A 21,848-nucleotide genomic window follows, 5' to 3' on the forward strand; every position below is an offset into this window, starting at 1 on the left:
GTAAGCTCCCTGCGGGTCCGGTCACGTTCCGGCGCGAATCTGGGAGCTTTGTGGACATGACAACGGACACCGAAATCACATACGAGACCAAGACGGTCCGCGCGGTCCGCGGCCTCGAGTCTCGAACGATCGAGAAGATGGAACGCGAAGGCTGGGAGGTTGTCTCTCAGACACCCAGCAGAATCCAGACGGAAATCATCTTCCGACGCCCAACGCCCAGATCTCGCCGGGTCCTCTGGATTGTCGGTGGTGGCGTGTTCGCGCTTGCGCTCGCGGTCATCTTCGCCATCGGGATTATTGGCGAAAGGGACACTGACTCAGGGGAAACTGCCAGTCCTGCGTCGAGTGAGATAGCTGCACCGAGCGAGCAACCGTCCCCGGAAGCGACAGGAACGGCGACTCCGGCACCATCGCCGGTGCCTGATGACGTTGTTCTCACGCCTGAGAACAGTCCGGAGTTCGCCAGTCTGCTCGCGTTGACTGACACCTGCTCACCTGACATCGCAGCGTTCGCTACGGCTCATCGCGGTCAGACGATCTCGTTCCCGGGCAGCATCGTCGCGATGGGACCCCACGACGGCGCGAGCACCAGATACGACATCCTCATCAACGCGGGCGATTTCAGCGAGACGTTCTCGCAACCCGGGCCGAGTTTCCAGTTCCGTGATGAGAACACCGTTTCCGATTTGCAGTTTGTTGGCCCGGTACCGGACGCAATCGGCGTCGGCACGAACCTGGGCGTCACGGCGAAGGTCGACCGCTACGTCGAGAATCAGTGCCTGTTCCTCCTCGAGCCGGTTGCCACTGCCGTTCGCTAGGTTCAGTGCGATGCTTGGCAGCCGCAGCGACGAGCTGGCGTCCATCATGGGCAGCGGCTAAAGACAGCCAGTCGCTCGAATAGAGCCTCTACGCTTCGAGGGTGCCGTCGGATAAGGAAGCTCTCAAAACGTTCGTTGAGTACCGCCACACCCACTTGTCAGGTGATGAGAAGGGGGAGTCGCAGGTCTTCCTCGACAGGCTGTTTCAAGCGTTCGGCCATGGCGGTGTTCGAGAGGCCGGCGCAACACTGGAGGGGCGGATCCGCAAGATCGGTGAGCGCGGAACCTCGTTCGCCGATCTGATCTGGAAGCCGCGGTGCATCATCGAGATGAAAAAGGCGGGCACAGACCTGTCTCTGCACTTCCGGCAGGCATTTCGGTACTGGATGGAGGCAGTGCCGAACAGACCGCGCTATGTGGTGTTGTGCAACTTCGACGAGTTCTGGATATACGACTTCGACCAGCAGATGGAAGCGCCTGTCGATTCGGTCCGGCTCGATGACCTTCCGCAACGACACGAGGCACTGGCATTTCTGCTGCCCGAGCCTGAAGAGCCGATGTTTCTCAATGACCTCGTCGAGGTCACGCGCGAGGCAGCGGCCAAGGTGTCCGGGGTGTTCCGGTCGATGAAGGATCGCGGAGTCTCCAGGATCGACGCTCAACACTTCGTCCTTCAATCGGTAGTGGCAATGTTCGCCGAGGACATCGGCCTGTTGCCGGAGAAGTTCTTCACACGCACCGTCACAGACGCCGCGACTGGCCGCGACGCTTACGACCTGCTGGGATCGCTGTTCCGCGAGATGAACAGCCCAGGACGCACCGGCGGAGGAGCGTTCAAGGGCACGCCCTACTTCAACGGCGGGCTCTTCGAGAAGATAGTCCCGATCGAAATGACCGACGACGAATTGGTAGCGATGAGGTCCGCCGCCTATACCGACTGGGCAGAAGTACGACCGGAAATCTTCGGCACCCTGTTCGAGACGTCCATGGCGAAAGGCGAACGTCACGCTTACGGGGCGCACTTCACATCGCAGGCCGACATCGCCCATGTCGTGACCCCGTGCATCGTCGACCCGTGGATGGCGAGAATCGAAGCTGCCAAGTCCATGGCCGAGCTGGAGCAGATCCGATTCGACATGGGCCAATATCGAGTCCTCGACCCCGCATGTGGATCGGGTAACTTCCTCTACGTCGCCTACCGAGAGATGCGGCGTCTGGAAGCAGAGGTAGTGGCGCGAATAGACCAACGCCGCAAAACCAAGGACAAAACCCAATACGTTTTCTCCTACGTGACGCCGGACCACTTCCTCGGCATGGATAACAACCAGTTCGCAGTCGAAGTCGCCAAGGTCACGATGATGATGGCCAAGAAACTCTCGGCCGACGAACTCGACGAAAGCGCCGACTCGGCGCTACCGCTGGACAACCTCGACAAGGTCATCACCTGGGGCGATGCCCTGTTCACGCCCTGGCCGAAGGCCGACGTGATCATCGGGAACCCGCCCTACAATGGACGCCGAAAGATGACACGAGACCTCGGCGCAGACTACGTGGCGCGCTTGGACGAAAAGTACCCATCCCCTGGGGTATCGGACTTCGTCACCTACTGGTTCCCACTGGCACACCAGGCACTTCCCGATGGCGGCCGCGCCGGATTCGTTGCTACGCAAGCCATTCGAGACGGATTTTCGAGAAAGGCATCCTTGGACTATCTCGTCGATCACGACGGGGTGATCTTCGATGCAGTCTCCTCGAAGCCGTGGTCGGGTGACGCCGTTGTGCATGTCTCGATCATTAACTGGATCAAGGGCTCCGATCACGCGCCAGAGTCGAAGATGCTCTGGCTCGACAACGGGAATCTGCGGTTACCTGTCGATACGATCGCTCCGTCACTGAGGCCGTCGACCGACGTCGGAAAAGCAGCATCACTTGCAATGAACAAGAAGCCCAAACTCATTTTTCAAGGGCAGACGACAGGTGCGATCGGTGCGTTTCGGTTGAGCCCGGATGAAGCTGCTGAGATGGATGAAGGCTCGTTGCAGTTCATTCATCCCACGATCGGTGGTGATGGGCTGCTTCACTCGCTAGCACCGAAAGCATTTCTGATAGATCTCCCTCACGCCGATGCTGTCCAGGTCAAACGGCAAGCACCAAAAGCGCTAGCGCGATTGCAGCGAATGGTCCTCCCGGCCCGGCAAAAAGCGGCCGACAAGGAAGCTATCGAAAACGCCACGGTGCTCAAACGTAACTCCGCTGCGCGAGTCAATTGGCACAAGAAGAAGTTCCTGAACACGTGGTGGCAACACGCCTACCGGCGCTCGGACATGCTCGACCAGTTCGAGCCGCTGACCAGATATATCGGCACGTCGCGAGTAGCAACCGAAAAGCGAATGTCGGTGTTCCAGTTCATCGACACGAGCATTCGCCCGGACGATTCGATGACGGTCATCGCGTTGGACGACGATTACTCGCTGGGGGTGGTGTCGTCAGCTTTGCACCGAGCGTGGTTGGACGAGCGGTGCTCGAAGATGAAGGCTGATCCGCGTTACACGTCGACTACGGTGTGGGATTCATTCCCGTGGCCGACCTTGCCAAACGACATCGATGTCGCACGAGTTGCGAACGTGATGGGCAAGATCACCCAGTACCGGGCCGAACGGCTATCGGAGGGGATCACTCTGGGAGACCAGTACGACGCGTTGCGCACACCCGGTAAGTCCAAGCTGCGAGATCTGCATTCTGAGCTCGATTCTGCCGTGGTCACGGCATACGGCTTCAACCCTGATGAAGACCTCCTTGCGCAGCTTCTGGCCCTGAACCTCGCCGCTGCGGTCGATCCCGAGGTAGCGACACGCCCCGGAGGCAACGGCCGACCGGGGGTCTACACGACCGAATACAAACTGGAACCCATGACGCAAACCCTGGAGTAGTCCGTGGCTGTTGTGGATGCGGCAGGTCCCGACTGGTAGAGCAAATTGCGCTATGTGCCGTCGTGGGTTCAGGTTTGGTGTAGCTGTCGGTGCGCCTTGAACGAGGCCGCGCGGCCCGGACTGAATGCCGGGCACGGTGATCCGACGAGCGCGGAGCGCGCGTTCACGAGCGCGTCGACGGCGGTGGGTCGTCCGTCGACGATGGTCCCGCTGTCGTCGACGGTGATGTAGCCATGCTCGAACAATGCATCGCACCCGAGCAGGCACGCCAGCATCGCTACGTTCGGATAGTCCCACCGCTCCTGGTTCGTGCAGTGAGCGCGGGGTTTGATGTGACCAGCTACGAGCAGCGCGGCCGGTAGCAGCCGACCGCAGAGCCCGCATGGGGCGTCGGCGCGGCCATCGAGCAATCGGCGGCGCAGTCCCCGCTGCTCGATCCGTCCCCACACGAGGGCGGCGGCGTCGGTCTCCTCGTTTACCGGTGAAGACGGGGACTCGCCGGAGGGGCTCGGGTCGTCGAGATCGATCTCCGCGAGCACGAGATCGATCTCCTCGAGCAGTAGCGCCCCCTGCTGCGCGGTGAGGGTCGAGAGGTACTTCTGCTGAGGTGTGCCGTTCTTGTCGAGTGGACCTGGTGACCCGTGCGGGAGTAGTTCTGCAATTCGCTCGAAATGGACGGCCAGCCCTTCGATTACGGGATCGACTCGAACGAGCCACCCGTCATCTGGCTGGGCGGCGATGTCTTTGGGATAGCCGTCCGGGCGGTGGCACGGGACGGAGGCGGTCGTCGCGACGCTGACCGCTCGCAGATACGGGCCGTCGTAATGGAACACGACGTCGCCTGGCGCGATGTGTTTGATGAGGGCGCGGTCGGTCGGCAGCGAACCGCCGATTCGAGGTGCTGTCCAGAGCGATCCTTGTCTGATCGCTGTGGTGTGGTTTTTACCTTGGCTAGCCCACCAGAACGCCATGCCCACCCTTCCGATTCCGCAGCAATCTGATTCGATCCTGCGCGGCGTTCCGCCGATGAGCAAGTTGCGGTGCGCTGCGCCGTAATCACCGTCGAACCTCTCGCCGCGCGCTCGCTGTGCGCACCCGGCAGTTGCCGCCATTTTGCGGGCGTCAGAAACGAGCGGGTAGAACCCGACTCTGCACGCCCCCAAAATCGTCGCGATCAGTTCGAGCCAACGAGGGGGAGAGGGCGGCGCACTCAGGAAACTGTGCGCCGCCCAATCCTGCTAGCGCTGTCCTCGTCGTAGCGCGCGCAACGAACGTGAAGTCGCCGGCGTTCTCAGGGCTCGCAAGATCGCCGCCCTATCCTTCGGTTTGGTGTTCCGGAGCGCGATCGTAACGACAATCGTCCGGGCAACAGCCTGAATCGTCGCAAGAATCAAGAGAAATACAGCGGTCGAGGTGGGAATATCGAGCAGCATGGCCGGTCCTTTTGCACGTCGGACTGACCAAGCACCGGTCTGCGGTCCCACCCTGACCAGCACGCATGCTGGTTTTCCAGGCTTGGCAACTCCATTTTACAGCAATGTCTCATGTCTCTACGCGAAAGCTTTGGTTGCAGTCGAGACGCTGTGAGTCCCTCGGCAGGCATGAAGTTCGTTTGTATAACGATGTTCGACCACATTTTCAGCCAACCGGGCGGTTGGCGCGCCAGCCAAGCACACTTACGTAACGACATTCAATGCGGATAACGGTGACGGTCCGTCACTATGCATCGGCACCGTGTCAACAGCTCAGCGGTATCTAACGTTAATCAGCTTGGAGTCCGGATTCGGTGTTCGCCTGCGAGGTTTATTGATTGATCAACGATTTGAGCGTGAGCACGGCGGTGTCGTCGGCCAGGTATTGGAAGCTCTGTGGGGGACGAGCGATGCCGAAACTCTCACGCAGATACATCGGCTTGCGTGCCCTCCAAGTGTCGCCCACCTCGATCCCCACTCCGGTCTCTCGGCCCGAAAAATAGTTCACGTAGTCCTTGATGCCAATGCCTGCGACTTCCTCGAAGCGCAGCCACAGTGTGTGCGGGCTCAGAGAGTGCTGCTCTCGCACCTCGAACGCCCCGACTACCGCACTGACCGGAGCCGTTGCGTACACAACGACGTGTGTGACGTCATCGGCGATGCGGCGTTTCCGAAACTCAACTCGTTTGGTGCCGTCCAAGATGCGCTGAGCGTATTGCGGATGGAAGGACATGAGAATCACGCGCCCAACTGGGTACGAATCCATGCGACACCTCCTGTCGAAACCCTGGCAATGCTCTGGGGCGACGTCGACATGACACCGGCCGCGCGCAATGTAGCGGCCGGCCACGGGGGCGAAATCCGGGTATCCAGTCGAAACAGGACTGCGAGGACACCGCCCCTGGAACACATTCGCTCGATCTCCTGATAGTCGTAGACGGTTCGTCCCCGTACAAACGCCGCAATCTGGCTCGGCCGGGCGCTCACCAAAGTTTGCTCTACGACACCGACAGCAGTTACCCGAGCTTCCTCGTCAGGCTTTGTTCGAAGAAAAGCCAGGAGATGGCCGGGCTCTAGCAGTCTCGTGTTCGAGCGGCATAGGTATGCCTTCCGGATTGCGTTTCCGCACGGCTCATTCTCGAACAACGAACCCTGGTCGTCGCTGTCTGGCAGCAGACGATCGTGGTAGCTGTGCCTGATCGGCACGACGTGCGCCTCTTCGATTCGTAAGGAACGAGGGCCGTACCTGATGGCGTGATCGAGCGGTGCCAGAGGCACCTGCCCCGGCGGTGGAACGCGGTGTTTGGCCATCACAAGCTCGCCCTCCGCGGTAACCGTGTGCTGAAAGAAGCCGAATTGCTTCAGCCAGCCAACCAGTTTCTCGTGTTTCGGCCAGGCCGTGAGATACATAGCGGGGTAGTTGCGGGCCGCCGCGTAGTCGATGACCGCTCTCAGTAGGAGCTCGCCACGTCGCGCTTGACCTGACCCGCTGCCGTCCTGCACCTTGAAAGTGCAGATTTTCAAGAGGCGTTCGCCGAGCTCGAACGCACCGGTTTCTTCCTTGAGTACCGCCACACCATCCGGGGCCAAGGGTGACCCCAGAATGATGGCTGGCCGGTCCTGATGAACGACTTTGTCGGACCACCACCGGTCGAAAGGCTCGTAGTCACTTCTGAGGCTGGTGAAGAGATCGGCGTTACGGTTGATCTGATAGGCCGGAACGATCGCGGCTGATGCCGCGTTGTTCAGGGCCGGATCCTGGAGCTCTCGAAGCCAGTCGATTGCCGCGTCGATGTCGAACACATTGGTGAGTCCGGCTCGGGCGGCCCGTCCCCGCATGGCGTTGTCCTCGGTGACCAGAACGGTTGGGAATCCTGTTGCGTAGGTCGACAGTACTTCGAGGTCGGCCGCGTTGTTCGTCGAAAGGTGACGGGGAAATTGCTGCCTGACGAGTGGGTTTTCTGGAACTCGGTCCAGCACCCGGTAGTACTTTTGAAGCGTCCGTAGCCGCGCATGGCGTATGTGATCGGGAGCGTTGACGAAGTCGCTGCGCGTGCCGCTGCTGAGAAGTAGCTCGAATCCAAGATGTCGTGCGAGCTGGACGAGGGTGTCCGCCGCGGCCGCGTTGAGGTGCAGCTCTGGCCCGTCGTTCTCATGGGCGATGACGACATTCGTATCCAGCAGCAGGCGGGGGGAGTCTGTAGTGCTTCGGTCATACATGGCAAGGCATTCCCATCCGTCGAACCTAGTGCGCCGATCACTATGACGGCCCGGGGCCTCGATCATTCAGGGCGACGCCTGCGGTAAGTGATCGTCCGTCGCCGGACGTTCGTCGTCGAGTAGCGGTTTCAATGTCCGGAGAAACGAGTGATACAACCTCGACATGACTTCGGACTATTACGTGGACAACCTGCGCGTTGACGAGCGCACCAATGCGGCCGCGATGCTTTCTCTCTTCGGCGCTCTGGTCGGTCTGTTTCCCGTCGCGATCGTGTTCGGAGCAATCGGATATGTCGAGGTTGGTGGCCGCGAGAACGAGCGCGGATCGGGTATCGCCGTCGCTGGGTTGTTGCTGGGCTTACTGGAACTGATCGTTCTACTCACTGTTCCGCTCATCCTCATATATGCGCGCTAGTCGACCGCAACTTCGTGGTGAGATGAGCTGTATGGTCCCCAAAGCGAATGTATGGATGTCGCGCTCGGTCGGGCTCGACCACGCGGTCAACACGATCTCGAGATGGTTCCAGAAAAATACGAATGGGTACTCCGAGCGCGCACTACTGATCCCAAAAAAAGGTGAGCTTTCGAGTCCAGAACCTGCACTGGCTCAATATATTTCGAACGGGAACATCGGAAGCACCAAAGGCAGGTCCGCCACCTCAGGTGGACCTGTACTCGCTATCGGACCTACGTGGCAGCTGCTCGAGACCGCACTCAGTCTTGCTGACAATCAAGCGCTCGGAGTGATAGAACACATCCCCGGGGCAAATGCCGGCTGGGCGGCTGCAGCGGGTGCCATCGACCTCGAAACAGGGGAACCGACCCCGGACATACCGACGCAGATGCGAGAGGCGCTTGTAAGACTCCACGACGCGGGATACAACGGCTACCACCGTCGGGAACCCTACTTTCGTGCGCGGTTCGGCCCGCCCATCGAGACGCTTCGCGCCAACGGATACTCCTTCGACTTCGTCGCCAGCTATCTCATCGCGCTTGGCGGCGGCCGAGCACACAGCTTGGAGGATCTCCGCAAGATCTATCGGTAGTGCGATGGTTCGGGTGTTAGACGACGCTGTATCCAAGCGGTTTAGCCGCACCACCCGCGACTCAGTGTGCCGTCGAACCGACGTTCACTCGACGTACACCGCGCTCATCGTTCGCGAGGATCCCGCTGAAAGGATCTGCGTCAGCGGAGCTGTCACCGTTGGTGCAGAGACCATTGAGCCCCACGGCCGCTGGTAACTGATTCGACCCTGACTTCTGTTGGTGCGGCGAAACGGTAACCAAACTCTGGAGAGCTTCTGCTATGTCAGCCTCGGTACTGTGGATGTGTGAGCACACGTCGGATCCCGTATCGCAAGTTTGCGCAGGCGGTCCGGAAGTTCGATACGGGACTGTTATTGGAGAAAGTCGCTTCAACGAGCGTCGAACTCGAGCGTGCCGATGCTGGCCTGCGACCGCCGCGATGGGCTCCCGACAGCCCGGTGCGCCAGTTCAGCCTTGCCGCGGTCGCCAGAACCGCGCTCGTCGAATATGGACGTCGAGCAAAGGCAACACCCGACAGGCCGGTTACCGATCGCGAGCTCCACGACCTCTGCGGGATGAGCATCGACACGGACCATCCAGACGTGCCTGAGGTGGGGGTCTTGGGCACTCCCGAGATGACGCGCATGATCGCGCGACTCATGTACCAGCAAGGCGTCTTCGGGTATTCCGCTTTCGAGAATATTTCTCGCAGCATCGGGTTGTTGGTCGAACACGATGCGGGAGCGTGCGACCTTCCGTCCCCCGCCGAGTGGAAAGACGTGCTCGGCGTGACCCTCACCGACTACATGACTATCGTCTTTCAACTCGGATCTCTCGCCACGACATACGGCGGACGACTCACCCTCGACACCATTCGCGAATGCCGCAAGTTGGGCTTCTTTGCCGGCGCTGATCCGGAGACTGTTCTCGGTGTGATTCGGAACCATCTCGCCGCTCCGCTCCGCACTCTCGCTGTCGATGGCCGCCGTGACGAGCTGGCAGAGGCGAAGATGTGGTCCTACAACCCACTCATGGGTCACCCGCTGATCGATGACGGGCGGAACGGCTACCTACTCCCGATCCATCGCTACCTGATCGAGAAGATCACACCACTCGGCCTCTTCTTCACGGGTTTGACGGCCTTCGGTGATACCTTCCCCGTCGAGCTGGGCAAATCGTTCGAGCTGTACATCGGCCAGCAGTTGGCGCTCCTCGAAAGAGTTGGTGCAGTGATCCACCCCGAAATCGTCTACGGACGACACGGTGGCATGAAGACGGTTGACTACTTCGTCGTCCTCGACGAGGTCGTCGTTCTCGTCGAGGTCAAGCTGTTCAAAGCCACGGCACCTGCTCGAGCAGGTGTCACCGCCGGGCTCGAAGCGCTGGTGCACAAAGTTCAACGAGCGCGCAGGCAGATCGACAAGACCGCAGCCCTGCTGAGGGCGGGCACCCCCGAGCTTGCCGATATACCCACTGACAGACCGCTCCGGGGCCTCGTCGTGACGAGCGAGCCGCTTCACAGCATCGACACGTTCCTGTACGAGGATATGTTCGAGCCCAATGAAATCGAGAGCTCGACTGCCAGCGCGCACGACATCGAACGAATTTTTCCAATCTTGGCCGAGCAAGCTGACGCCGGCGACCGACTCTTTGCCGCGCTGACCTCCAACGCTCCTACACCACCCAGCCTCAACCGCGCAGTCACGGGCCTGCCCGCCGTGAAGAATCCGATCAGTGATGCCTTGTGGCGACGGTGGGAGACGCAACTCGTACCCCCGGGCAGCATCAGATGAAATCCGTCTTAGTTCTTGGCCGATAACGGATCTTATGTAGGTTCGCTACCTTCGCTCTTCGGCACCCGAATCGACGAGGAGTACCCCGTGGACGGTGACGTGTCAGACCTGGCCGCTGTTGGGGCGTAGTTCCCTCACATGTGCCGCGGCTTCCTGAAACGACGTGTATCCCTTGGATCTGTCGATCAGGCGTAAGTCCATCTCGCCCTGGGTGTATCGATCCGTGAAGTAGACGCCGCGGATCGATTGTGGGACACGGCGTGCCGTATTGAACGAACAGGAGCCTAGATGCGGGTGGCTGCGAGCCTGGTGCTCGGGGCGTGGATCATTCCGGTAGAGAAAATTCAGCCGCTCCACGTCATCACCGGGCAGGTGACTCCAGAAGAACGACTTGCTGTCGCTCCCACTTTGTACGGTCATCTGCCGAACGTGGATAGACCAGAAGGATTGGTTGATCACGACGTACGCCGGAATGGGTCCGCGGTTACCCCCTTCCGGTATGTGACTTTCCGCCGTGGGTGTCAGTGTCACCTCCCATAGACCGTCGATTCGCGGCCTGCGGATCAGCCGGTTCAGCAGCGGGAGACGCCACAGCCACAGATCCCACCCGAGCAGCACCGCAGAAGCAGCGGCGGGGAGAACGCCGACGACTATTTTGGCGACGCTGTCGAGGTGGATGCCCGATAGCGCGAATATCGCTGTGTAAGCGAAACCGACCGATAGGACAACCATGCGAACCAGGGTCGTCGGGCGCATATGCAAGGATCAGCTCCCGTATCCGAGGTGATTCCACGTCGCCAGAACCAGATCTTTTCCATCCTGGATCGACCACTTCTTGTCCTCGGTGAACAGCCACTTCATCCAGTTGGGCTCGACCATCGCGCGTTTGCTGTCCTCCGATTCGAGCAGGCCCCACAAGCTGCTTAACGTGGCGCGGAAGCCGTCATCGAGATCACCGGTGGTGAGAGTCGAGGCTGGCGCGTTGAAGACCAGGCACTCCATGAAATATGAGGGCAGTTCGTCGATGGTGCCTGCTGTCGCGAGGTAGTTCTCGGCGTTTTTCAACGCGCGAACATAGTTTTTGTACCGGTGGTTGGTCTGGGTATTGAGGTTGCGCCCGTTGTCCAGTTGTTGTTGGGGCCAATTCACGATCTTGTTTCCACCGTCTGTGGGAAAGACGCAGCTACCCTCCGGTGCGATGGTCCGGTCGGGATTGTCGTAGCGCCGGTAGAGGAAGCTCGGTACGACGTCGACGCTTGGGCGGCTGCCTTCTACAGCGCTGATGTTGATGGCGACTCTGCCACTGGTGTCGACGGAGTCTGCTCCGAAGGCGGCGATGAGGGCATCTACAACCGCCCGGCGCCATTTCTGGGGAGTCCACGCGCCCTGGTAGGGCGTCAACGGAGGTTCTGCTCCGACGACGCCGGCCTTGTAGCCGTAGTAGAGGCAGCCGTGGAACTCGACAACCACGTCGACATCACTGTCGCGGCGAACGTTGGTGTTGTTGGGGTAACTCCCCTTCGTGTAGATGAGCGGGTTGATGCCATCGAAGGCGTCGCAGGTCGTGATCGCCCTGCGAACCATGCTCTCCGCCCGCTCTTGCTGCAACCGTTCGTTCTCGCTCGAGGGTTTGATCCAACTGCTCAGTAGCTCCGCGCGCGCGGTTGCTGACATACCCACTGTGACTCCCGTCGTCAGGTATGGACCATATCGGGCATCTCCGACATAGCTGCCTCGGAATGGCGTCGTTGCTCTGGTGCCCCTTACGAAACATCTGCCGCTGGTCGACGGCCAGGTGTATGTCTCAGGCGTGTCGGCCGATACATTGAAACGGTCATGGCCGTAATCTGGGTACCTCCCCCGTTTCGGTGCAGGGTTCGACGTCGTTGCCCATTTCGAAAGTTGGCGTGTTGTTACTGGCACTGAGAAGGCCGGCCGTCATTATCGACCCGTGCCCCCTCATCTAGATCGCATGATTTATGTCGATGACTCAGGTCATCCGCAGTCCGGGCTCGCTGTCTACGGCTGGATAGAGTTCAGTCCTGATCATTGGCGTTCGGTGCTCCGGTTCTGGTTGGACACGCGTAAACGCCTGTGGCGCGAGTTCGGCGTTCCGGTGACAAAAGAACTACACACCACGGAGTATGCGAACGGTCGCGGACGGATCTCCAAACGGATTCCTGAGCGACACATTCACGAGGGACACGAGTACTGGAAGGACTTCGGGCGTGAGGTCGCAATCGAATGCCTGGACACCCTTCGCTCGACCGAAGGCTTGATCGTCGGAGCGGTATATCGCCGAGGCCAGCCCGATGATCTCGCGCGTACCAAGCGCGAACTCTATGCCGATCTCGTCACCCGAATCGAAGGCGAATTGGCCAGATCCGACTCGTTGGGCCTGATCTTCATGGACGGTGACGGCAGCGATAGTTCCTACCGAACGACACACAGGGGCCTCGCACTCGGTGAACGGCGCGTGATCGAAGACGCCATCCACATCGATTCGTCGGGATCACAACTGGTGCAGATGGCTGATCTCGTTGCATGGTGCGCCAACGTAGTGGTGGACAGCCACGTGAAGAACGAATTCGCTGGGCGCTGGTACGCGGACTACCTGTCCGAGCGCGACCCGAATCGGGAACCCGAGGAAATTTAGCCCCAGAAACAGCAAGACCCCCTTATCCACAGGTGTGGGGGGGTCTGCAAGACAGATACTACCGCGTGGGGAGTACCAGGGCAAACGCAATCCTGTACTGCTGACCAACAGCCCAAATCGCTGCTCACGAACTCACGAGCTCGCCCTCAGCCGAAGACAATCTAAAAATCGGCGGCCTGACCGACACCGAAGCCGCTCGAACAGAGCGGTGAACACCCCGTCGTGGCTCCGTGACGGCGGCCGTCGGAGCGTTCTGTCATCTTTAGAGGATGATGAATATCATTGCCGATAATATAGATTATGTCAGGTCTAAGCTGGGAATCGTTGTCCGGCAGTTAATTTCGATCATACCCGCTCGCGCGAAATTACTGGCGCCGATGTCGGCCTACCGCCCGACATGCAGCGGGTTCTCGGGGACGTCAGGAATCGAACGAGCTATACATCACGCGAGAGGTCATGGTGTCGGCCGCGCCGTTGAACGCGCCGAAAGCCGACCGGAGCAGCTCGTAAGCAGGGGCCAACTGCGTCTGCTCGATCTTTGCTACCGATGAGACGGTCCATCCGATGATGCCGTCGTGTCCTGGAACCGGCTTTCCGAAAAGATCGACCAGGGCCTCGCGGCGGTATCCACTCTCCACCAGGTCGTTCTCGGTGTACCAGTCGTCTCGGGGGTTATGAACGTATTCACCCTGGACCCTCTGTAGCTCCTTCACGAGCCAGTCGCTGTCGGCCGATGGAGTTGCAGGTTCGGACATTTCAGATCCCCTCCGGCGAGTCGCACATCATATGAGCTGCTTCGGACTGGGCGATTCTATCGCCGCTCATATCGACCGCTCAACGTGTGTTTCTGAAAACCGAACTGACACTGCGGCGCGCCCCTCCGCCGGTGAAAAGGGGTTTGCAGCTCGGCAACTCGTTTGTTGGCTACGCTGGCCGTTACCGAGTCCCTGACATTGTGTGTGATCGAAAGGTTTTCCGGCTGTGGCCAAACGAGTGACAACCCAATTGGTGGACGATATCGACGGGTCGGTCATCGACGACGAATCCGGCGAGACAATCGAATTCGCGGTCAACGGTGTCGAGTACGTGATCGACCTGAAAGCGAAGAACGCCAACGAGTTTCACAGGAAGCTCGGCTACTACATCGAGCATTCGACGCGTGTCGGTGGCCGCAAGCGCAAGCCCTCCCCCAGCGGCGCGACGACGCCCGCGAAGGCCGGGTCATCGGCCACGCGTGATCCGGCGCAGACTCGCGCGATTCGGCAGTGGGCGGCCGACGAGGGCTACGAGATCAGCGATCGCGGCCGTATCCCGGCCGCCATGGAAGAGGCGTACAACGCCGCTCACTGACAGCAGCATCGAGACGCCTGTCGGCTTCCGGTAGGAGGGGACCAGAGGCTAGGGCACGCAGAATGGGGATGTACAGCCCTTACTCCGTCTGCGGGTCGGTGAGCGAGTGAAGTGGATTAACGAAGAAGTGGTTCGAGATCGATTGTCACGCTCGCGGCGGTGTTCAGTCCGAGTTCCGCGTATGCGATGGAAAACGTGATCGGTCCGGATTCGGGGAGGGGGCTGAGAAAATACGTTGCACCAGTCTCCGTTGGACGGCTGTAGCTTCGTCCCCCGTACAGCCATGAGGTTGTTACGTCGTCGTCGTCGGGGGCATCCCACGCGAAGCTCTTTTTGTTGGATACCACCTTGCCTGTAGGAAGCACGAGGCCGAGGTATATCCGGTGTTTCGCGGGGGGGCGTACGCGATGCGTCAGATTGAGACGGTCACCCAACAACCCACCGCCTTCGTGAAGGGATGTTGCAGAAAGGTCGAACTGGAGACCTGTTCGGAAGATGCGAAGCCGATCGATCTGTATCTGGACTCCGCCGAGAAGTGCGTCATCGAGCGAGAACGGATACCTCTCAGTGGGTTCGACCAGTAGGCCCTCGTCTTCGAGGGGTGGCTTCCGTAGGGGATGAACATCCCGCCGGTTGGCCTTCCGCTCGCGGATGGCTTCCTTGCGAGCGATGTGTGCGCGCACCTCGGGGGGGTTTTCACCCACACTGCTCCAAGGGACGCGCCGGACTCCGGGCTCGTTCGGATCGATGCCTTCTACCCACTCCATACCCTTATGGTCCCATCGCGTGTACTCGGTCGTGCAGAGCGGTGGGCCTGGTCGCGACAAAATGGCCAGGCCCACCGAGTCGGCGAGACTAGAAGTCGTAATTGACGCGGCTCGCGGTCACTACCTCGTCGGTCGTGCTGTTGTAGATGAGTCCGCCTCGGAGGAAGTATGTAATCCTCTGGCCGACTGGCGCAAGACCTGCTCTGGTGTTGAGTTCGTCCGAGAGGGGATAGTTGAGGGGGCCGTTCTCGTATCCCTGTGCTGCCCAGGCGTCGTAGATGCGTCCGGTTATTGCGTACGCGCCGTAGATCGGATGCCAGTAGATGAAACCGCCTTGAAACTGCTGGTGGCGGCCCAGATTGTCGGTGTTGAGTACGTCACCGGCGACCGGGTATCCGAGATATCCGGATTCGTAGCCCAGGCTTGCCCATTTGTTGAAGAACACCTCGGACATTGTTTGAGCCCCGGTGGCCGCCGACCAATAGATCGCGCCGTGCTCGAAGCGGTTGAAGCGGCCCCCGTTGGGTGTCCCCTGCTCGTCGGTGATCGGGTAGCCCAGGAATCCACCTTCGGCACCGACTGTTCTCCACTTGTCGCGAATCGCACCACCGACGAAGTAGGCCTCGTTCAATTTCCAGTAGACGGATCCGCCCTGGAATTCTTGCCGTCTCCCGACGTTGTCCGGGTTCACGATTTCGTCGCTGGTGGGGTAGCCGAGGACACCACTTTCCCATCCGTTCCGTTGCCACGCGGCAAAGAAGTGATTGACGACGGGGTGCGCGCCGGAGGCGGCCGACCAGTAGATCGGTCCGTTCGCGAAGGTCTGCCGTCTGCCGAAACCGTCGGGGTTGACCAGTTCTTCGGAGGTGGGAAACAGAAGGAAGCTGAACTGGGCACCGAGGGAGTTGTATTTGTCTCGGATAGCGCCGCACACCCAGTTCTCGGAGGGCCAATATTGTTGGCAGTCAGGGCCCGGTGCCGGGATTGCCCGTGCTGCGGTCTGTTGAGTTTGCAGTTGTTGCAGCTCGGCTTCGCGTACCTCAGCTCGGTCGGCGTCTTCTTTGGTGAACGGTTCCGGCCATTCTTCTCGGTCCGAACGCATCTGACCAGGAATGATCGTGCTGTTCGGGTTCTCGGTGGGAAGGCCGGTGTACGGAATCTTGGTACCGGACGTAGTGGGCACCGGTGCTTGGCTTGTCGGTGATTCGGACGCCGTCGTTTGAGCAGCGGGGGGCTGTTGTAGCTCAGGCTCGGGCGAGGTCGTGGGCGCGGCACTGGTAGCCGGTGTTGTGGTGCATGGCGCTGTTGTAGGAGCCGTCGTGTCGGCCGGCACCGTGGTGGTCGGCGAGGTCGGTGATCCGCAGGCGTCGTTCGTTCTGTCGGCGGCGCTGTCTGTCGTGCTCGGGATCGTGGAGGTTGGTGTCGATGGCTCCGGCTGCGCCATCGCGGTGGAAGGTGAGAGGAAGGTAAGTGCGGCGATCGTTCCAATAGTCAGTATGCGAGCTCGGCGCGTGTACGCCATGGTCTTCTCCTTTTGCGAGAATCGGGTTCCGAAAACGGGCGCAGTTCTTTTAATCATCGAACCTGCAGATGGTTCCCTGGGCCGGTGACTCACCGCTCTCGGTCGGATCACAGTGCGCTTTTGCAGTCTTGACGCCTACCGTTTGGTAGAACTCGTCCAGGTTTTGGGTCCACGCCCGGATTCCGACTTCGAGGTCCTGATTCGCCGCGTTGAAGGTATTGGTGCTTTGCATCTGCCCGCCACCGTTGCAGCGGAATCCGTCACTGTTTTCTGCGTCGATTTCCACACCGTTCACGATTATGAAAATCTGAATATGTGTGTCGTAGTCGAGGTACGGAAATGTCTCATCTTCCGGGCTGTAAAGGCAGTTCCAGCTGACGACGGGGCGGGTCGAGACCATGGTGACCGTGAATCTGAACTGAAGCTGGTCCGTTAAATCCCGTCGTAATCCCCCGCTACTCAAGATGGTTGACCCGATATTGACCTTCATGTTGCGCATCACGGAGACATCGGCGTCCCCTTTGACGGAGAACAATGTAGATGGATAATCGGGTTCGTTGCTCGGGTCGGTCGGAATCGCGGTCCCAGGGCCTTGTTTGAGCATGGGATCAATTGCTTGCGCGATCGCTTGGGACGCTCCTGCCGTGATCATTAGTGAAGCGATGCTGGACAGGATCACCCCCCTGGCCAGAGTGCGCCCGATACTGCGGGGTGTATAGAACGGCATCCTCGGTCTCACTTCCCTCTATTTACCATGAGTAAAGAACTAGAAAAATATTGCACGTAGCTGGTATTTGTGCGACCGGTCGGCCGTATCGATTTGATTACGAACGGTTGGAAGAACCATTACTGCCACATGTTGTTTGTGTCGGATCGAGTAATCCCGACTGTAACGGCCATTGTGGCGTTTACCGCCTGTTTTAATTGGGCTAAAGGCCGTATTCGATGTCGTGATGGGCGTCGACCTTGCGTGTGGGTTGTGCGCGGTCGCGTCCGTGGGATTCGAGGCCGGACGATTGCCGCTCGGAACTGAAGAGTTACGAGAATTGGGGGCGCACGGCCGGGACCAAAGTCTCGGTGCTCTCCGGCCGAGCGGATATCCGGGCGAGCGGGTAAGTCGCTGATGGCTGCAGTCGGAAGTTTGTCGGTTAGGGCAGCGCGGGCAGTTGCATGACCGCGTCCGGCAGTAGCAGGTGTCGGTGCCCGGTTCTACAGTGTCGCGTGTGAGCGGGAACGAGGACGTCGGCGTGGCGATGGTGCCCGAACGTGTGCTGGACGGCCTCGCCGAGGTTCTGATCGACAGGCTCGATCAACTTCTCGATCGGTTGACCGACCGGGCGCTGGATGCGCCGACAGCGGGGTCGGCTCTCTGGGAATCGGAGTGGGGCGACCGCGATTCGGCGATCGGTCGAGCTCGAGCCTTCGAGCGGTCTCGGGTTCGAGCGGAATTGGTGCGCCGCGCGTTTGTCGGCCTCGACATAGTCGGGAGCGCTGCACCGGCTGTGCAAGCTCGGCATTCTCCCCCGGTCCGACCCTGTCGGACAAAAGCCGGACGTGCCCGCGTCGACGACGCGCAGTTGGCTTTCTTCTGAATCTTCCGCTCCATCCCTCTGCCGCCCTGCGGCATAAGGACTACTTGCGTACGGTGCGTTTTTTGGTGCCTGCGGTGGATTTGCGGTCCTCGAACTTCGACTTGAATCCGAACGTCTTGCTGCCCTGGTAGGTGCCTGCGGCCAGTGCGCCCTTGGCCCGGTATGTCTTGCCTGTCTTGCTTGTGGCGTCGAATTCGATGGTCTCCCCGGCCAGTAGCTTCTCGAGTTCCTGCTCGGTGAAGTCCTTACCTGGCCAGTGGTCGTTGGCACCCCATCCGCGGCCTTTGAACGTGACCGGTTTGCCTTTCCACACTCCGCTGACCAGGTCTGTCCGAGGTGCGCGCTCGGCGAACTGCGGGTTGAAGCTCACGTGTGGGTACTGCTTGCCGTCTTTCTCTCTCACGCCTGGTTCGAGTTTTCCCGTGCAGGTGAACGTCTTTCCCGACTTCGCGCTCGTCGCGACGATCTCGATGACCTGTCCGGCGAGTAGTGCCGCTACTTCGGTGTCGGTGAACCGGTGGCCACCGAAGACTCGCTTCGCGCGGGTGATGACCGTGCCTGCGTGGGTGAAGTGCAGCTCCGGCGGCAGGTCGATCATCTCCACCACCGCCCGAGTCACTCCGGCTTTGCCCATGCGTGCCGTGAGTTCGCCGGACAGCGTGCTCGAATTTGCCTTCATCGTCTTCAGGTCGTGACGAACGAGATCGGCCACGAGGGACAGGTAGTCGGCTGCTTCGCCGGTTCCGGCCTGGATTTGCGCCATCTGCTCGAAGACCTGCTCGGTGATCGTCAGGTCGCCGATGTGTGTGCCGGGCAGGATGCGATGGTTGAGTTCACCGATCGCGCTGAGGGTGATCTTGCCGCGCTTCTCGACCATCAGGGCCTTGCCGCCCGAGTTGTTCGTGACTTCGGCATAGGTGCTCGTCCGGGTCGCGCCGGTACCGACGCTCCGTTTCTCGAGCTGTTTCATCAACCAGCCCATCGTCGGATGCGGCGGCCGTGCAGGGAAGCCTTCGTGGACGAACGGGTCCGCGACAGTACCCAACGCCGTCGCACCAGTGGGTTGCTCGTCGCGCTCGCCGTCCTCCTCCTCGACGACGAACACACCTTTCCATCCGAGCACTGCGGGCACATTCAGCGAGCCGACGAAGCTCGGGTATTTCCCGACGTGCCCGCGGTGCTGGTCATACTCGTAGTCGGGGGCGAGCATCGTGAGGTAGTTCTTCGCGAGGAGCTCGTAGATCTCCCGACCCAGCTCGCCGTAGGCCTTCTCCACTGCCGCGAGGCTCGGCGGTACGTTGGGCCCCGGACGGTTGGCACCGTGCGCGCCACCGGACTTGATATGGCTCGTGCGTGGGCCGCGATGGCTCAGCGCCGCCGGATCCACGCCCACCACACCGGCGATCGCGTCGACCGAGGGAAGCAGCTCGTTGAACTGCTCGATCGAGATGAACTTGTCCTCGGTGCGCGGGTAGGACACCACCTGCGCCTCGTACATCTTCTGATAGGTGTCGAGAACGTTCTTCGCCCCGAAACCTTTCTTGGACAACAGAGATGACAGTGCGGCCAGGTCCATCAGTTTCGGCGGTCCCGTTTTCTTGCGTGTGGTCCCGTCGTGGACGACCGGTGACGACTGAAGGCCGCCGGGAACATCGTTCTCGTTCTCGAATCGATCGACCTCGGGGTCGGTGTACGTCACGCCGTTCTCGTCCCGAAACCGGTTCTCGTAGAACGCCTTCTTGACGTATCCGTGGTGCGCGTCGAGCCCGTCACCGACGATTACGACCATCGCGGACTTGAGCCGCCCGTTACGCAGTACCGTGCTCGCCCCGGTCGTCTTGGTCGCGAGTCTGGTGAACTGCATCGAGAGCATGTCCCACTTCGACCGGAAGTCGGCCTTGCGGTAGTCGCCTTCGGCAGCGATCGCGGTGACCGGCCGACGGGCTGTGAAGGCCTTACGTAGCGATGCCGGTGTCTCGTCCAGGAACTCCATGCGTTCGAGCTTCTTGTTCTCGAGGCCCAGGTACTCCACGATCTCCCAGCCGAGGAGTGAGCCTTCACCGGTCGGGTCGAGATCGGCTGCATTGCAGATGCTCTCGCAGCCCGAGAGCACCGTCTGGAGTTCTTTGAGCAGGCTCTTCGCGTCCGGATCGGTGACCAACTTCCCGCCGGACACCCGGCGCCGGATCTCTCGCTCCCAGCGGAAGTCGGCGGCATTCCACGGGAGATGTTCGAGCTCCCAGCTCTTGTACTTGTCGGTGAGAGGCGCGGGCACCATCGCGGCGGGGTCTTTCATTTCCAGCAGGTGCCCGCGAGCGTGGACGATGACGTACTCCGTGCCTGCGAACGTGCCACTCATGCCGCCCAGTGCGGCGGCGAAGTTACGTGCTGCGGATGGCTTTTCGGTGAGGATTCCCACTTTTCCCATGACAATAGATCCTTCTCTGCGGTGCGTGCGGCGTGTGGACAGCGAGGGTGTTTGCCGGTGGACAGTCGGCTAGAGACCTGCGCTGACGAGGCGATAGTTCGCGACTTTCCAGCCGTCGTCGGTGAGTTCGACGTCGACGGCTCCGGTGTAGCCGGTGAACGGGGTGATCTCACCGCTGCGGTGTTGGACGACGCGGTCGATGACGACAGCCACGGTGGCCTTGGCGTCGCCGTCCTTGTCGAGGCTCTCACCGTCGAGATTGACGCTGGTGTCCGGTCGGGCGACGGCGGTGACGATGTCGCCGCTGCGCGCCCACGCCGACCATTCCGGGATCGGTTGCGGCGCTGGATCGGGTGGTGTGGTCGCGGCGGTGGCCATCGATCCGGTCAGATGTTGGCGTTGCCCGTGCATGGCATCCCACGGTGAATCCTGCACTGCGGGTTGCCAGGTGTACACAGCGGACATCACCGCCGTCGCGACACCCACGGGGTCGGTGGCGGACGGGTCGATGGCGATCCCGGCGTCGGTACCCGGTGGTGGCGGTGTGTCCGAGCCGCGGAAGACGAACACGATCACAGCGGCAATGGCGACCACACCGACGATGCCGAGACACGCGAAAACGATGCCTGCTCTTCGGCTCATCTCGTGGTCTCCTGCGAGTCGGAGTCGTTCGCTGATTCAGCATCGGTGTCGCAGATCTGACCCAGTGCAGCGGCTTTGGCGACGACTTCGAGCCAGTCGACGATCGGTGCGTCCGCTCGGCGACTGTGGAGGATCTGTGCCATGTCTGTGCTCCTTGATCTGTGATGGTGCCAGTGTCCTGGTGGCCACCGACAACAAATGTGCGAGTGGGTCCAGCGCTAACCGACGGTGGGGACTCCTGCTGCGGCGACAACGCTGACCGTCCAGATCGCCCACATGACGAGCGCGGTCGCCGCCAAGTGGATGGCTTTGCGGAGCGCAGTGACAGTCCAGTTCTGCGCTCGCGCAGAGGCGTCGGCGACAGCGACGACGCTGCCTATGGTCATCGCCGCGGTGACGACGATGACGGCCCACCAACCATGCGCGAGAACGTCGCGGGTCGCCGCGGCGCGGCCGCTGTCCTCGATCGTGGTGATCATCGACTCCAGGATCAATCGGGCGACGGGAACAGCCCACACCGTCCATACGATGACCGAGGTCAGAGCAAGGGCTGTCAGTGCTCGATGCCGGTCGTGGGACGTCAGGTCGTGGCTGGTGCGTGTCGGTGCGGTGCTCATGAGTGGGCCTTTCCG

Annotated in this window: 22 protein-coding genes; 9 read left to right on the top strand and 13 right to left on the bottom strand. The window is 60.7% G+C overall.

What is annotated here, in order from left to right:
* Positions 1–56: 56 nt before the first annotated feature.
* Positions 57–818, top strand: coding sequence for a DUF4839 domain-containing protein (locus CH296_RS27095; protein ID WP_143546435.1), 762 nt, complete (start codon positions 57–59; stop codon positions 816–818).
* Positions 819–919: 101 nt separating this feature from the next.
* A complete protein-coding gene (locus CH296_RS27100) occupies positions 920–3,748 on the top strand; it encodes a DNA methyltransferase (RefSeq protein ID WP_094686096.1) in 2,829 nt (942 codons plus the stop codon).
* Positions 3,749–3,816: 68 nt separating this feature from the next.
* On the opposite strand, the gene CH296_RS27105 is transcribed toward CH296_RS27100, so the two are convergent.
* From CH296_RS27105 to CH296_RS27115, 3 genes are all read right to left on the bottom strand, one after another.
* A complete protein-coding gene (locus CH296_RS27105) occupies positions 3,817–4,719 on the bottom strand; it encodes an HNH endonuclease (protein ID WP_143546436.1) in 903 nt (300 codons plus the stop codon).
* 832 nt (positions 4,720–5,551) lie between these two features.
* Positions 5,552–5,986: an ASCH domain-containing protein gene (locus CH296_RS27110; RefSeq protein ID WP_218830276.1), complete on the bottom strand. Its 435-nt coding sequence runs from the start codon at positions 5,984–5,986 to the stop codon at positions 5,552–5,554.
* Positions 5,959–7,506: a hypothetical protein gene (locus CH296_RS27115; protein ID WP_143546437.1), complete on the bottom strand. Its 1,548-nt coding sequence runs from the start codon at positions 7,504–7,506 to the stop codon at positions 5,959–5,961. The genes CH296_RS27110 and CH296_RS27115 overlap by 28 nt, the downstream gene beginning before the upstream one ends.
* Before the next feature lie 97 nt (positions 7,507–7,603).
* Here CH296_RS27115 and CH296_RS27120 point away from each other — a divergent pair, with 97 nt between their 5' ends.
* The 3 genes from CH296_RS27120 to CH296_RS27130 all read left to right on the top strand — a co-directional run bounded on the left by CH296_RS27120 (position 7,604) and on the right by CH296_RS27130 (position 10,259).
* Positions 7,604–7,855: a hypothetical protein gene (locus tag CH296_RS27120; RefSeq protein WP_094686099.1), complete on the top strand. Its 252-nt coding sequence runs from the start codon at positions 7,604–7,606 to the stop codon at positions 7,853–7,855.
* 328 nt (positions 7,856–8,183) lie between these two features.
* Entirely contained in the window at positions 8,184–8,486 is a 303-nt protein-coding gene (locus CH296_RS28675; RefSeq protein ID WP_143546438.1) for a hypothetical protein, read from the top strand.
* A gap of 600 nt (positions 8,487–9,086) precedes the next feature.
* Entirely contained in the window at positions 9,087–10,259 is a 1,173-nt protein-coding gene (locus tag CH296_RS27130; protein WP_179277838.1) for a hypothetical protein, read from the top strand.
* A 102-nt stretch (positions 10,260–10,361) separates the two neighbouring features.
* Here the strand turns inward: CH296_RS27130 and CH296_RS27135 are convergent, their stop codons facing one another.
* Both CH296_RS27135 and CH296_RS27140 read right to left on the bottom strand, forming a co-directional pair.
* A complete protein-coding gene (locus tag CH296_RS27135; RefSeq protein ID WP_143546440.1) occupies positions 10,362–10,991 on the bottom strand; it encodes a hypothetical protein in 630 nt (209 codons plus the stop codon).
* A gap of 33 nt (positions 10,992–11,024) precedes the next feature.
* Positions 11,025–11,933: a nucleotidyltransferase gene (locus tag CH296_RS27140; protein ID WP_068050821.1), complete on the bottom strand. Its 909-nt coding sequence runs from the start codon at positions 11,931–11,933 to the stop codon at positions 11,025–11,027.
* Positions 11,934–12,231: 298 nt separating this feature from the next.
* Between CH296_RS27140 and CH296_RS27145 the strand changes: the two genes are divergently transcribed.
* Positions 12,232–12,915 (top strand): DUF3800 domain-containing protein, encoded by a 684-nt coding sequence (locus tag CH296_RS27145; protein ID WP_143546441.1) that lies wholly within the window; start codon positions 12,232–12,234, stop codon positions 12,913–12,915.
* Between the two features lie 419 nt (positions 12,916–13,334).
* Here CH296_RS27145 and CH296_RS27150 read toward each other — a convergent pair whose 3' ends face one another.
* Positions 13,335–13,670 (bottom strand): hypothetical protein, encoded by a 336-nt coding sequence (locus CH296_RS27150; RefSeq protein ID WP_179277839.1) that lies wholly within the window; start codon positions 13,668–13,670, stop codon positions 13,335–13,337.
* Positions 13,671–13,896: 226 nt separating this feature from the next.
* On the opposite strand from CH296_RS27150, the gene CH296_RS27155 reads away from it, so the two are divergent.
* A complete protein-coding gene (locus CH296_RS27155) occupies positions 13,897–14,265 on the top strand; it encodes an Lsr2 family protein (protein ID WP_094686103.1) in 369 nt (122 codons plus the stop codon).
* Positions 14,266–14,381: 116 nt separating this feature from the next.
* Here CH296_RS27155 and CH296_RS27160 read toward each other — a convergent pair whose 3' ends face one another.
* Positions 14,382–15,032, bottom strand: coding sequence for a hypothetical protein (locus CH296_RS27160; protein ID WP_094686104.1), 651 nt, complete (start codon positions 15,030–15,032; stop codon positions 14,382–14,384).
* An 88-nt stretch (positions 15,033–15,120) separates the two neighbouring features.
* Complete coding sequence (locus CH296_RS27165; RefSeq protein ID WP_256980589.1) at positions 15,121–16,215, bottom strand: LGFP repeat-containing protein; 1,095 nt, start codon at positions 16,213–16,215, stop codon at positions 15,121–15,123.
* Positions 16,216–16,351: 136 nt separating this feature from the next.
* Between CH296_RS27165 and CH296_RS29725 the strand changes: the two genes are divergently transcribed.
* A complete protein-coding gene (locus tag CH296_RS29725) occupies positions 16,352–16,642 on the top strand; it encodes a hypothetical protein (RefSeq protein WP_256980590.1) in 291 nt (96 codons plus the stop codon).
* Here CH296_RS29725 and CH296_RS27170 read toward each other — a convergent pair.
* A complete protein-coding gene (locus CH296_RS27170) occupies positions 16,604–17,233 on the bottom strand; it encodes a hypothetical protein (protein WP_179277841.1) in 630 nt (209 codons plus the stop codon). The genes CH296_RS29725 and CH296_RS27170 overlap by 39 nt on opposite strands.
* Positions 17,234–17,777: 544 nt before the next feature.
* Here CH296_RS27170 and CH296_RS27175 point away from each other — a divergent pair.
* On the top strand, positions 17,778–18,146 hold the full coding sequence (locus tag CH296_RS27175; protein ID WP_094686107.1) for a hypothetical protein: 369 nt from the start codon (positions 17,778–17,780) through the stop codon (positions 18,144–18,146).
* A gap of 40 nt (positions 18,147–18,186) precedes the next feature.
* Here the strand turns inward: CH296_RS27175 and CH296_RS27180 are convergent, their stop codons facing one another.
* The 4 genes from CH296_RS27180 to CH296_RS27190 form a co-directional block, all read right to left on the bottom strand.
* A complete protein-coding gene (locus CH296_RS27180) occupies positions 18,187–20,574 on the bottom strand; it encodes a DNA topoisomerase III (RefSeq protein ID WP_094686108.1) in 2,388 nt (795 codons plus the stop codon).
* Between the two features lie 69 nt (positions 20,575–20,643).
* Positions 20,644–21,216 carry a hypothetical protein gene (locus CH296_RS27185; protein ID WP_256980591.1) on the bottom strand — a complete coding sequence of 191 codons (573 nt, stop codon included), beginning with the start codon at positions 21,214–21,216 and terminating at the stop codon, positions 20,644–20,646.
* Positions 21,213–21,359: a hypothetical protein gene (locus tag CH296_RS29140; RefSeq protein WP_179277842.1), complete on the bottom strand. Its 147-nt coding sequence runs from the start codon at positions 21,357–21,359 to the stop codon at positions 21,213–21,215. Before CH296_RS29140 ends, CH296_RS27185 begins: the two co-directional genes overlap by 4 nt.
* A 75-nt stretch (positions 21,360–21,434) precedes the next feature.
* Positions 21,435–21,833, bottom strand: a complete 399-nt coding sequence (locus CH296_RS27190) for a hypothetical protein (protein WP_094686109.1) — start codon at positions 21,831–21,833, stop codon at positions 21,435–21,437.
* Between the last annotated feature and the right edge of the window lie 15 nt (positions 21,834–21,848).

This window comes from Rhodococcus sp. 14-2496-1d (assembly GCF_002259365.1).
Lineage (GTDB): Bacteria > Actinomycetota > Actinomycetes > Mycobacteriales > Mycobacteriaceae > Rhodococcoides.